Origin of the sequence: Anaerovibrio sp. RM50 (assembly GCF_000622005.1) — a bacterium.
GTDB lineage: Bacteria > Bacillota > Negativicutes > Selenomonadales > Selenomonadaceae > Anaerovibrio.
In genome coordinates, this window is the sequence record NZ_KK211383.1 from 1 (window position 1) to 13437 (window position 13437).

Annotated in this window: 7 protein-coding genes and 1 rRNA gene; 3 read left to right on the forward strand and 5 right to left on the reverse strand. The window is 44.9% G+C overall.

The window, feature by feature from the left end; all coding sequences use genetic code 11:
• A 16S ribosomal RNA gene (locus T525_RS15085) occupies positions 1-496 on the reverse strand; the annotation flags it as partial.
• Positions 497-1084: 588 nt separating this feature from the next.
• Between T525_RS15085 and murQ the strand changes: the two genes are divergently transcribed.
• The 3 genes from murQ to T525_RS0111270 are packed head-to-tail and all read left to right on the forward strand — an operon-like array spanning position 1085 to position 4505.
• Entirely contained in the window at positions 1085-1990 is a 906-nt protein-coding gene (gene murQ / locus T525_RS0111260) for an N-acetylmuramic acid 6-phosphate etherase (RefSeq protein WP_027407264.1), read from the forward strand.
• A gap of 45 nt (positions 1991-2035) precedes the next feature.
• Positions 2036-3424, forward strand: a complete 1389-nt coding sequence (locus T525_RS0111265; protein ID WP_027407265.1) for a PTS transporter subunit EIIC — start codon at positions 2036-2038, stop codon at positions 3422-3424.
• Position 3425: 1 nt separating this feature from the next.
• A complete protein-coding gene (locus tag T525_RS0111270) occupies positions 3426-4505 on the forward strand; it encodes a DUF871 domain-containing protein (RefSeq protein ID WP_027407266.1) in 1080 nt (359 codons plus the stop codon).
• A gap of 70 nt (positions 4506-4575) precedes the next feature.
• Here the strand turns inward: T525_RS0111270 and phnD are convergent, their stop codons facing one another.
• The 4 genes from phnD to T525_RS0111290 form a co-directional block, all read right to left on the reverse strand.
• A complete protein-coding gene (phnD, locus tag T525_RS0111275) occupies positions 4576-6501 on the reverse strand; it encodes a phosphate/phosphite/phosphonate ABC transporter substrate-binding protein (RefSeq protein WP_027407267.1) in 1926 nt (641 codons plus the stop codon).
• A gap of 52 nt (positions 6502-6553) precedes the next feature.
• On the reverse strand, positions 6554-7792 hold the full coding sequence (locus T525_RS0111280; RefSeq protein ID WP_027407268.1) for a DUF445 domain-containing protein: 1239 nt from the start codon (positions 7790-7792) through the stop codon (positions 6554-6556).
• Complete coding sequence (locus T525_RS0111285) at positions 7789-9018, reverse strand: DUF445 domain-containing protein (RefSeq protein ID WP_027407269.1); 1230 nt, start codon at positions 9016-9018, stop codon at positions 7789-7791. Before T525_RS0111285 ends, T525_RS0111280 begins: the two co-directional genes overlap by 4 nt.
• Before the next feature lie 70 nt (positions 9019-9088).
• A complete protein-coding gene (locus T525_RS0111290) occupies positions 9089-13324 on the reverse strand; it encodes a 2-hydroxyacyl-CoA dehydratase (RefSeq protein WP_027407270.1) in 4236 nt (1411 codons plus the stop codon).
• Between the last annotated feature and the right edge of the window lie 113 nt (positions 13325-13437).

Sequence of the window (13437 nt, forward strand, 5' to 3'; positions counted from 1 at the left end):
CGCCCATTGCGGAAGATTCCCCACTGCTGCCTCCCGTAGGAGTTTGGGCCGTGTCTCAGTCCCAATGTGGCCGTTCATCCTCTCAGACCGGCTACTGATCGTCGCCTTGGTGGGCCGTTACCCCACCAACTAGCTAATCAGACGCAGGCCCATCCTTCAGTGACCGGTTGCCCGGCCTTTGGTACATCGGTCATGCGACCAATGCACGTCATTCGGTATTAGCATTCCTTTCGAAATGTTGTCCCCATCTGAAGGGCAGGTTGCCTACGCGTTACTCACCCGTTTGCCACTAGAATCCATTTCTAACACCCAGTCTCTAAGTGTTAATCACTAAATAAAGTGTGGTGAGGCTCTGTTTTCGGGGGGCCTCACGACGCTGTCTCAGTGACAGTCATCTACTCAGTTACTCGGTGTTAGAAATGTCTTCCCGTTCGACTTGCATGTGTTAAGCACGCCGCCAGCGTTCGTCCTGAGCCAGGATCAAACTCTCCAAAAAATTATTTTGAAGAACCTGAATGGCTCTTAAAGTTTCTAGAATTACCTTTTAATAAAGGAATTTTAGTTTGGTCCGTCGTCAACATCAGCCAATCAACTGCGTCGCAAGCGACTTGTTGCTTGGGATGTTTTGACGTGGGCAATATTAACCAATCGCTAAAAGCTCTTGGATATTGCTCCAACAAACTATTGTATGTTTACTGTTTTTAAAAAACAGTACCATCATCTGGCTTGAATCATGTGTGCATGATTCTTGTTGCATTGTTTAGTTTTCAAAGAACACCCTGCTTTCTCTGAAGCTGTTGCTTCGTGAGTCAGCTTTTATAATATAACCTTTTTCCTCATCATTGTCAATGATTTTTTTGAAATATTTTTCAAGCTTAGAAAAAATAGTTATATACTTATATTCACCTTCTACTGACCATTCCTGCGCATCAGGTGACGACTTGTCCTATATTACACTTTTCGTGTCCCAATGTCAACATCTAATTACTTTTTATTGTTTTTTCTTTTGTTTTTGTCCCATAAAATAGTATAATTTTAGAGTATCTTCGTGGCGTAAACGCCCAAACTGGAGGATTTAAATTTAATGATCAATCTATCTCAAATTGCAACTGAGCAGGCAAATCCTGCTACCAAACATATTGATGAGCTATCTACCATAGATATGCTTAAAACTATTAACGCTGAAGACCAGAAGGTGGCCTGTTCGTTGGAACCTGCCCTTCCTGTTATAGCAGATGTTGTTGATGTAATTGCATATAAAATCAAACAGGGGGGCCGCCTGTTTTACATTGGTGCCGGTACATCCGGTCGTCTGGGCATACTGGATGCGGTGGAATGCCCCCCTACCTTTGGTACAGATCCTGAACTGGTTATAGGCATCATCGCTGGAGGTACCCCTGCCATTTTCAAGGCTGTGGAAGGGGCTGAGGATTCCACAGAGCTCGCTCTTGGAGACCTAAATGAATATTGCTTTAATCACAAGGATGTACTGGTGGGAATTGCCGCTTCCGGCAGAACCCCATACACTCTTTCTGCTATAAAATATGCCAGGGAATTGGGAGCCACTTCTGTTTCCCTGACCTGCTCACCAAATTCTCCTATGGAGGAGGCTGCCGAATATGCAATAGTTGTTCAGCCAGGCCCGGAAGTTATAACGGGCTCCACCCGATTAAAGGCGGGCACTGCCCAAAAATTGGTTCTTAATATGTTATCAACTGGAACAATGATTAAATTAGGCAAGGTTTACGGGCACTTAATGGTGGATGTAAAAGCATCAAACCAAAAACTCACGGAACGGGCCACCCGTATTGTTATGGAGGTCACTGACTGTGACCGTGAAACTGCTGTTGAGGCCTTGAATAATGCCAAGGGAAAAGCCAAACTGGCCATTTTTCACATAATTTCCGGGGAAACAATTGAAAATTCCAAGAGGCTTTTGAATGAGGCAGACGGCTACATTGGACAGGCCATAAAAAATCTGACTCTATAAATTTAACTTAAAAATTTTCATATAATTGAAGTTGTGAGGTATAAAATGAATTATAAGGATATTGCTCAAAACATATATTATTTGGTGGGAGAAAAGGATAATATTGTCTCATTCACTCACTGCATGACCAGACTTCGGTTGAAGCTAAATAATTATGATAAAGCAGATAAAGAAGCCATAAAAAACATCACAGGTGTTATGGGTACCAATCTTAATGAAGATGAATTTCAAATTATCCTTGGACCGGGCCGCGCTGACAACGTTTACGGTGAATTTGCAAATATTATGAACAATACCACTTCCCGGAATGGGGAGGGATCTGTACAGGCAGAAAAGAAAAAGAAAGCGGCTATAGGTGATGGCAAAGAGCTACACGCACAAATCCGCGCAAAAAACGCCACACCATTCAAATTGATGACCAAACGTATTGCCAACATTTTTATCCCAATGATCCCCGGGTTTATTGCCTGTGGTCTTCTTACCGGCATATTGGGTATTTCATTTAAGATTAATCCTGAGCTCACCAGTTGGCCAATTATTCAGCTTCTTACTGTAATGAGCAATGCCATTTTCTTTGGATTGAATATTTTGGTGGGCCATAACGCTGCCAAAGAATTCGGTGGCTCCCCCACCATGGGTGCTATTCTTGCCATCGTGCTCAGTCATCCCAACCTGGCCAATATAAATCTTATGGGCACAGAACTGGTACCCGGTCGCGGCGGTATAATCGCAGTTTTGATGGTGGCTATTATGGGAGCTTATCTGGAAAATTTCCTTAAACGTGTTATTCCTGAAATGTTCAGTCTGTTCTTAACACCTCTCTTAGTATTGCTTATAGGCGGTACAGTAGCTATTTTCCTCTTACAGCCTGTTGGACAGGTTATTGCTGAATTTATTGGCAATGCGGCTACCGCCGCTATCCAGCATGGTGGTATGGTTACCGGCTTTATCCTTGGAGGGATCTGGCTGCCGCTGGTTATGCTGGGAGTACACCAGACCATGACGCCTATCCACGCCCAACTTTTGTCTGAATACGGTGTTACTATTCTTCTGCCGGTACTGGCTATGGCCGGAGCAGGCCAAATTGGAGCTTCCATTGCCGTTTATGTAAAAACAAAAAATAATTTTCTCAAAAAAACAATTCTTTCTGCTTTGCCAGTTGGTATAATGGGTATTGGGGAGCCTCTTATTTATGGTGTTACCCTGCCTCTAGGCAAACCTTTTATAGGTGCCTGCATTGGCGGTGCCTTTGGCGGTGCAGTTCAGGCAACATTTATGGTCGGTGCTTCCGCCATGGGTATTTCCGGTTTGCCACTGGCTGCCACCACCAATAATATTCCTGTTTATCTTATTGGTCTTATAATTGCCTATATAGCTGGCTTTACAGCCACCTGGCTTATAGGTTTTGATGACCCTGAGGAGGAAAGTGATTAATATGAGTACTGGTATTTCAGTTTATCTTGGTCTTGACAATCATTTTGATGAAAACATTGAACTTATTAAAAAGGCCTCCAAAGCCGGCATAAAACGGATTTTTACCTCTCTGCACATTCCTGAGGCTGATACTGAGGTACTAAGGGCAGAGCTTAAGGAAATTCTCGATCTGGCCAAGGAATGCAATATGAGTGTTATTTCCGATGTTTCCCCCAGAGCCATGAAGGTTCTTGGGATGGCTGGATTCTCCCTAACTCATTTCGCTGAACTTGGCATCGGAACTCTACGGCTTGACGATGGATTCACCGTTGATGAAATTATCTCTATGAGTAAAAATGATTTAGGCATAAATATACAGCTTAATGCCTCCACCATAACCAAGAATCTTCTGGAAACGCTTAAGGAAAATGGCACAAATATGACAAAGCTTGAAGCCATGCATAATTTCTTCCCCAGAGAAAATACAGGGCTTTCGGAGGAGTTTGTTTACACAAAAACCCAACTGCTTCACCAATACGGCATTAAGGTAAGTGCTTTTATACCAAGTCTTAACCGACCACGGTCACCAATCTTTGCCGGACTTCCAACCCTTGAACTCCACCGTAAAACCAGCTTCAGCTTCTCGTTGCGCCACCTTCTGGCCATGGGAATTGATTCCGTCTTTGTAGGTGATTCTCTCCCTGCTGATAAGGAAATAGAGCTTTTAGGGACATATTCAAACACTGATGCTGTTCTGCTCCGGCCTGAACCTTGGACAACTGATGCTGATATCATAAATCTGCTTAAGAAGCCATTTACCACTCGCCCTGATGAAGCAAGGGACGTTATCCGCACTCAGGAAAGCCGCAAATTTGTCAAAGAAGCGGGTATAATCATAAAGGGTGACAATTGTGGTCCCAGAAACGCGGGCTACGTTACTATAGATAATGAAAATTATGGACGTTATCAGGGAGAACTGCAAATCTTAAAGGATTTCTTGCCTGCCGACCATCGCGTAAACATTGTGGCTTCTCTGTCAAATGACGAGAAGTTGCTGATAAAATATTTGACTCCGGGCAAATCCTTCAGATTCATCCTATAAACATAACAAAAAAGGGATAAAACCTAAGCTTCCGCTTTGGTTTTATCCCTTTTTAATTTCATTTCAAATATTAACTATGAGCCGCAGCCTTTCTGACTACATCATAATCGCCATCATGGGCCTCAACGAAGCCGTTAATCTTAACGTTCTTCATGATACTGCCCACAGCAGCATCACTGTCTGTCATGTGCTCAAAGGCCTGAGTCAGCTTCTTAACCAGCTCTGGATCTACACCAGGAGCTGCAGCGATGGCATCCTTTGGAATAGGATCTGTCATGAAGATAATATCCAGATTGTTGGCTGCCTCTGCACCAGCCTGTTCAAAGGCCTCGGAATAAGTGGCACCAGCCTCAATTGTACCGTTCAGTACAGCCTCAATTACCTTGTTGTGGCTGCCAAGGAATCGGGTGGAACCAAAGAAGGTGTCCGGATTCTTGCCATTTTCAATAAGGGCTGCCTTAGGATAAACATAGCCAGAGGCAGATTTTTTGTCAACAAAACCGAAGGACTTGCCCTGCAAATCATTCAAGTTGTTAATACCGCTGCCCTTCTTGGCAATGATATAACCAGTATAATTGGTGGCATTATTTACCTTAGGAGTTACCAATGGAGTAATATTGGTGGTGTTCTTGGCAGAAACATAAGCCGCCGGTGAGAACCAGCCCACATCAGCCATGTGGTTCTTCAAAGCATTGCCCAATGCCTCATAATCGTTTACGATGATGGTTCTTGCCTTCAGGCCAATACTCTTGGCAACCTGGGCCAAAATAGGCATGTGACTTGCCCGAATTTTCTCAGGAGCGGTGAATGGATTTACTGCAAAGATAATCTCATCCTTGTCCTTGAACTGTACAGCCACTCTCTGAAGGCTGTCACTAACCTTAAGGAGGGACTTGGCATATTCGCCAATTTCATCCAGACTGGCCAACTGATGGCTGACAGAAGAACTGGTCTCCTGGGTATTGCCGGCAATATCAACAGTGGCCTGGCCGATGGTCTCAATAACCTTGGCCATTTCATCAGTGGTTGCACACTGCTTGTTGGACATCTCACTAAGAGAGCTTACCACATTCTCGATGGTGCGGATATTGTTCACCATCTCACCCATAGCCGCGGAGGACTCAGATGCCATGGTCTCTACAGAGGTCAAGCGCTGAGAGCCTTCACGCATGCTCTTGGTAACACCGGAGGTGGTCCCTGTAATCTCACGAACAATTTCCTCTATTTCCTTTGTGGTTTCTTCACTTTCAGCAGCCAGCTTTCTAACTTCCTCTGCTACTACAGCAAAGCCCTTACCATGTTCACCGGCACGGGCAGCCTCAATGGCAGCATTCAATGCCAGCAAATTGGTCTGGCTGGCAATGCCCCGAATCTTCTCAACAAAGTTTTCAATCTTTTCAGAGGCCACATTCAGCTCGTCAATATCAGCAACAGCAGTCTGTACCACTTCACCAACATTGTTGATAGCCTTACTTACCTCATTAATGGAATCACGATACTGTTCAGCCAGTGAAGAAGATTCCTTGCACTGCTCCAGACTGGATATCGCTGTATCGGATACATTATGTGCAGATCCGGCAATTTCCATTACACTGGCAGATGCCTCCTCAAGGCTGCTGGCATTTACCTGGCTCTTTGAGCTTATGGATAATGCCAATTTATCCAGTTTGTCCAGAGTACTTCTGAACTGGCCGATACCCCACAATAACTGCTGGGAAGCATAAGCCATTTCCTCGGAAATGCCCAGCATGTCCACATCTGGTTTAGCCTGCTTGGATACAACAGCAGTATCTTTGGCAATTCTGTCTGCCGGCCTCATGGCAGGTCTTTGAGCTACAGGCTCCCCACCCTTCAAGATGGAATTAACACCGACTGCACCAATACCCCCTGCGACAACAATACCGGCAACAATGCCAAGGCCCCCCCCCAGCAATGCACCGATAATACAACCAACAGCTGCACTAAGAACCTGACATAAAATAAGTTTTGATTTCATTCCCTATATCGCCCCTTTTTATCCTTAAATGATGCTTTTTAAGCAAGACTTACTACATAAACATACATGAAATTGAATAGATACACAAGCCTATTATTGCACCAACAATTGACCCATTCATTCTGATCCACAGCAAATCAGGCTCCGCCTTGTCGTAAATCAGATGGTTCATCTGGTCGTCAGTAAGACTTCCCAAAACCTCCCTTGTAATATCCCCCAGCATCCCCTGCGCCTGAAGGGCACCACGCCCGGTAATTCCATACACAGTTTCATTAATGTAATCATTTATGCCAGATTTATTATCAAGAAGCTTCCAGAAGGTATCTACCAAAACTTTTGCCAGCCAATACATGAATTTGCCTGCTTCATCATCCCCGACAAAATCAATTTTGGCCGTAGAATTCCTTACATAAAAAGTTTCTTCTTTAGAGTTCGACCAAATACCGGAAAATTCCTGCTTTAATTCCAAATTATTTAGGGTCTTTTTTACTACATCTGTTAAAGAAGAAATCACAGTCTGACGCTCCCCGCTTTCCGGAGTTGCCAGCTTTTCCAAAAGCTTTATGCCCTGCTTCTGGGTAAGTTCTGCCGCTTCTTCAACGTTGATCAGATTGGAATTCTGGGCCCCTGCCATCATCATTTTTGCCATTGGACTATTCAGCTTTCCCTCAATATACGAATCCAAATAGTCCACAAGATTGTCCTTGAAGCTATCTTGAGATACATAACGGCCTGTACCCTTAATAAATTCATCGGCCAGTCTCTCCAAAACATCGCTGTTTCCGCTACCATTACTTAATTCCTCTATCAGCTTCCCAGCCATGACTGGACTGTTTAACCAGGCATCAAGCTTATTGGCCGCCAATATCTTGATATCGTTAATATTTTCTGCCAAAATTCCCTGAAGCCATTTGGCTGCTGTGTCGCGATTTTCCTCTTTGGAAAGCCATGCGCCTATCTTGGCCGAATAATCAATGGACTTTGCTTTATTTAACAGCTTCTTTTTTGAAAAAAACTCTTTTTGCAGCATCTTGCCCGTGGCTTCCACAAAGGCATCCCGCCGTCTTGGCAGTATGGCCGTATGATACGGAAACCCCAGCGGTTTTTTAAACAGCGCCGTTACCGCAAACCAGTCAGCAATACCGCCTACCAAAGCCGCCTCGGCACAAAACAGCAATCCGCTGGCAAAGAGGTTATCAGGGTATTCAATGTGGAGGCACAGGGTAAAAAGAAATATTACCGCCGCCCCCAGCAGGGTTTTGTCGGCCTTGTTCCAGTTTTGCCATATCATGGGTGAATCACCTGCCCTGCCAAATATACTACAATATACAATGCCATACCTGCCAATGAACCAACTACGGAGCCATTGATTCTAATCATCTGCAGGTCATCAGCCACTTTTTCCTCGGTAAATTCCACCAGCTCCTCATCAGAAAGGCCTTTGAGGCGTTCCTCTATCATGTTGGTAATAGTATGATGATGTATCTCCAGTTCCTTTGCCATCCAGCCTTTTATGACAGCATCCATTTTTTCCTTCCACTCATCATTTTCCACAAACTTTTCCAGAAAGCTCTGGGCAGCCCTATGGACTTTATCACCCATTTCATTATTGGCAACTACTTCGGAAAGATATTTCTCTGTCATGGCTTCTATTTTTTCCCCTGAAGAATATTCCCGAAGCGCACTCTCAAGATTATCCCTAATCCTTTGATTCTGGCATAACATTTTCATTCGAACCAGAAGCCACTGGGAAACAGAACCCCATTTTTCCTCATCTGATTTTACGGCATCTATCCATTTCTGGGCTCTTTTCACCAGCAGGCCGGTGACCTTTTCCTTATCAAGCCCCATAAGTCCCATAACGAAGCCGCGGCCCAAGCCGTCTCCCTCATATTTTTTAAGGAATTCTCCCACATTTTCCTTCAAAATTGATAGAAGCTTCTCATCTTTAAGAAGTTCCTCCCCTGCATTCAATAGGCTTTTAAGGACAATATCAGATACTTCCTTGGAGGAAAGTCGGTCCATTATGTCATCAGAAACAGCCGGAACGATTTTGTTGTCCACAGCTTCTTTAATAAAAGGAGTCACTTTTCTGGCCATGGTCTGGGCATCCATATCCCTAAATATCACATTGGTAATTTCCTCAGCCAAAGAGGACAAACGCTCCTTACCCTGAGAATCAATATATTTGGCCAGCAGCCCTGCCACATCCTGCCTGTCCACAAACTGCATGACATTTTCGGTGCTGAGAAGGTCATGGCCCACGAATTCCACCAGAGCATCCATTATTCGCTGGCGGTTTCTGATAATTATTTCCGTTTTATAAGAAATTCCCAGTGGCTTCCTGAAAATGGCAGTTACCGCAAACCAATCAGCCATACCGCCTATGGTCGCTGCCAAAAAGCCATTGTGCAACACACCGCCCCAAAAGCCGTAGTTTGCAGGCCAGGACATGGTTGCTCCCGCCCCCAGCACGCTTATGGCCAGTGCCACTGTAGCCTTGTATTTCTTCTTCATTGATTACCTCGAACATTCAAAATGCTGCCTAAGGAAAGGCAATATGCCTCTCCTCTGACAGCACTTTAATTTATGCTTTCTTAGAAACAGCCTCTGCCTTTGGGCCTCTTTCCTTGGCCACGGACAGCATCAGCTTAATTCGGTTCATCTGGTTAACCTCACTGGCCCCGGCATCACAATCAATGGCCAGAATATTGGCTCCCTTGTAGTGACGTCTCAGTTCGTGAATAACCCCCTTGCCGGTAATGTGGTTTGGCAGGCAGCCAAATGGCTGGAGGCAAACAACATTTGGCACGTTGTTCTTTATTAATTTAACCATCTCACCTGTGAGGAACCAACCCTCACCGGCCATATTGCCAAGAGAAACATGCTCCTGAGCCATCTGGGCAATCTCCTTGATGGTATGAGGCGGTATAAACCGTTTGCTGTTTTTCATGGCCTTTCTGACTGGACGACGATAGAATTCCATAAGCTGGATAAACATCTGTGAAATAAGCTTGCTCTTCAGTTTGCCGTCCAATAGCTCCCGCTTGACCACTGCGTCATAAGCAGAATACATAAAGAAGTCCACAAAATCAGGCATTACCACCTCAGCCCCCTCCTCATAGAGAAGACGTTCAATATGGTTATTGGCAACAGGGTGGTACTTGGCAAGTATCTCACCCACTATACCGACCTTTGGCTTCCACATATTTTCATCAATAGGAATGGCCTCAAAATCATCAACAATTGCCTTAATATTTTTGGAAAACCGCTTATAGCTGCCCTTCTTCTCATTGAGATCAGCCTTGCACCGCTCCATCCATTCGTCATAGAGCCGATCACTGTCACCCAGATTCAGCTCATAAGGCTTGGTACGATTTCGCACATTCATCAGTACATCGCCATAAACCGCCGCCTTAATGGCATCAGTAAGACTGTCTCTGGTAAAGTGGAAGGCATCTGTTTCCAGGCCCCAGCAAGCAAATACAGGAATCTGAGGATAGCCAGCGTCCTTCAGGGCCTGTCTCAACACATTGATATAGTTTGTGGCACGACATGCACCACATGTTTGGAATAACATAATAGATGTGTTGTCAGGATCGCACTTACCCTGCTGAACCGCATTGATAAGCTGACCAATGACCACAATAGCCGGATAGCACATATCATTATGAACGAATTTCAGTCCCACATCGATGGCACTTCTAGGCATTTCCGGAATTATAACATTATAGCCATGCTTGTTAAGCACGGACTCAAAGAGCTCAAACTGAATTGGCGCCATCTGAGGTGCCAGAATAGTATGGGTTCCCTTACATTCCTCTGTAAAATGAGGCCGCTCAGAAATCTCCAGCTGCTGATATTCCACAGGCTTCCTGCGGGCCAACGCTGCAATAAGGGAACGTAGCCTTATACGGGCTGCGCCCAGATTGCTTACATCATCCAGCTTAATCATGGTATAAATCCGCTCATGGTCCTCCAAAATGGATTTAACCTGGCCAGTGGTCAGGGCATCCAGACCACAGCCGAAGGAGCTGAACTGAATCAATGTCACATTATCATGTTCTGCCACATAATGGGCTGCATGGTAAAGTCTTGCATGATAGCTCCACTGATTTACAATTTTCAATGGCTCCGTCTTAACTGGCAAATGGTAGACCGCATCCTCAGAAATAATTGGCAAATCATAGCTTTGAATCATTTCCGGAATACCGTGGTTTATCTCCGGATCCACATGGTAAGGACGCCCAGCCAGCAAAATAACATGTTGTCCCCTGGCTTCTGCCTCACGGAGAATTTCTGCACCCTTCTGGCGCACTTCCTCACGATAGGAATCCAATTCAGCATAGGCCTTTTCCGCCGCCCTGGCAATATCGGACTTCTTCAGTCCCTCAAGCTTGCCAAGCTCTTCATTAAGACGCTTCACCATTTTTTTCTTATCGTTAATCGGCAGAAATGGCTCCAAAAATTTCACATTTTTTTCCTGTAAAATATCCATATTTCCCCGGATATTTTCGGCATAAGATGCCACCACCGGGCAGTTAAAGTGATTATCGGACGGGTGCATATCATCAGTCATATTATATGGCAGGCACGGATAGAATATCTTGTCAATGCCACGCTCCACCAAATCCATAATATGGCCATGAACCAGCTTGGCCGGATAGCATAAAGAGTCTGATGGCACTGTAGCCATACCACTGTAATACAGTTGGGCCGAGGATTCACTGGAAAGCACTACCTGGTAACCAAGTTCTGTAAAGAATGTAAACCAGAAGGGATAATCCTCATACATATTAAGAACCCGTGGAATACCTACTTTGCCTCTCTTTGCTTCTTTCAAAGGCTCATAATGGTTAAATAGGCGATCATACTTAAACTGATAGATATTTGCCGCCTTCCGCTCCTTTTTCTCCTTGCCGGCTCCCCGCTCACAGCGATTACCAGAGAAATAACGTCCTCCATCCGGGAAGATCTGCACTGTTACCTGACAGGAATTTCCACAGCCCTGACAGCGGAAGGAATTGCTCTTTACATTAAAACTCTCCAGTTCATTCAACGGCAGAATTGAAGAGTGATTGATACCGGACTCCAATGACAAAATAGCTGCGCCATAGGCCCCCATCAACCCTGCAATATCCGGTCTGATAACATTGCGCTCCAACAAGAGCTCCATTGAACGAAGGACTGCATCATTGTAGAAAGTTCCGCCCTGTACCACAATATTCTCCCCAAGGGAGCTTACGTCCTTAAGCTGCATCACCTTAAACAGGGCATTCTTTATAACAGATAAAGCAATACCCGCAGAAATATCTCCTACAGAGGCACCATCCTTCTGGGCCTGCTTCACCTTAGAATTCATAAATACAGTGCATCTGGTACCCAAATCAACAGGAGCCTTTGATTCCAAGGCCTTGGCTGCAAATTCCCCGGCTGTCATCTTAAGACTTTGGGCAAAATTTTCAATAAACGAGCCACAGCCCGCAGAGCATGCCTCGTTAAGGGTAATACTGCCAATGCTGCCCTTATTTACATAGAAACACTTCATGTCCTGGCCGCCAATGTCCAACACAAAGGACACATCCGGACAAAATTCCTGGGCTGCTCTAAGATGGGCAAAAGTCTCCACCTCACCCTTATCTGCATGAAGAGCTGCCTTAACTATTGCTTCCCCATAACCGGTGGTGGTTACTGAAGCAATATATGTATCCTCATTCATAGCTGCATAGAGCTCTTTCATTTCATCTACCACAGTATTCAGAGGAGAACCGTGATTACTGCCATAGGAAGTATAAAGGAGTTCCTTGTTCTGACCAATAGCTGCCAGTTTTGTGGTAGTAGATCCTGCATCTATGCCCACATATATAGGACCATTATATTTTGCCATATCGGCCTTTGGTACCTTGTCCCTGTCATGACGGGACTTGAATTCTGCATAAGCCCTTTCATCCTCAAAGAGAACGAAATCAGCCTGATGGCTCTCGGAGGCCATTACATCTTCAGCCTTCTTAATACTTTCCTTGAGCTCACTAAATTCCACCGGGCGAGCTTCCTCGCTCATAGCCGCCCCTACGGCAACGAAGTAATTCCCTTCATCCACCTTTACCACGTTCTCCGCAGCCAGTTTCAATGTCTCAATAAAACGCTTTTTCAGCTCTGGAAGAAAGTGAAGTGGGCCACCCAAAAAGGCCACATTGCCACCTATAGGCCGCCCCTGAGCCAGATTGCTGATAGTCTGATTTACCACTGCCTGAAAAATGGACAGGGCAATATCCGCTTTCGAAGCACCATCGTTCATCAGAGCCTGAATATCAGTCTTGGCAAAAACTCCACACCGTGAAGCAATTGTATATATCTGCTTTCCCTTCTCAGCCAATGCATTTAGTCCCTGGGCATCAGTGGACAAAAGAGATGCCATCTGATCGATAAAGGAGCCTGTACCACCAGCGCAAACGCCGTTCATGCGCTGCTCAGGGGCCTCACCGAAGTAGGTTACCTTGGCATCCTCCCCCCCCAGTTCCACAACTGTGTCAGTCTGCGGTATTAGGGACTTTACAGCAGAAGCACAGGCAATAACCTCCTGAACAAACGGCAATCCTATGCGCTCAGCAATACCCATGCCGGCCGAACCAGTGAGAGCAAGGGAAAACTTCTTGTCTTCAATAACCTTGCTTAAAGCATGAAGATTTTCTTTCAAAACAGAATTGATCTCGGAAAAATGACGTGCATATTTCTTATATACCAATTCTCTTTCCTTGTTGAGAACTACTACTTTAATTGTGGTGGAGCCAACATCAATTCCAACCCGCAAAAGAGAATTCATTCTTTCACCACCCGTGAACATAAAACTATCTAAAAGCCTGCAAAAAACAGGTCTACCTACCCTAATGTATATTATAACGCAGTTGTTCATTTTTTTCCATTTATGGAAAAATC

Coding starts and splice junctions, on each gene's coding strand:
- murQ (WP_027407264.1), top strand. CDS start 1,085: ATGATCAATCTATCTCAAATTGCAACTGAGCAGGCAAATCCTGCTACC.
- T525_RS0111265 (WP_027407265.1), top strand. CDS start 2,036: ATGAATTATAAGGATATTGCTCAAAACATATATTATTTGGTGGGAGAA.
- T525_RS0111270 (WP_027407266.1), top strand. CDS start 3,426: ATGAGTACTGGTATTTCAGTTTATCTTGGTCTTGACAATCATTTTGAT.
- phnD (WP_027407267.1), bottom strand. CDS start 6,501: ATGAAATCAAAACTTATTTTATGTCAGGTTCTTAGTGCAGCTGTTGGT.
- T525_RS0111280 (WP_027407268.1), bottom strand. CDS start 7,792: ATGATATGGCAAAACTGGAACAAGGCCGACAAAACCCTGCTGGGGGCG.
- T525_RS0111285 (WP_027407269.1), bottom strand. CDS start 9,018: ATGAAGAAGAAATACAAGGCTACAGTGGCACTGGCCATAAGCGTGCTG.
- T525_RS0111290 (WP_027407270.1), bottom strand. CDS start 13,324: ATGAATTCTCTTTTGCGGGTTGGAATTGATGTTGGCTCCACCACAATT.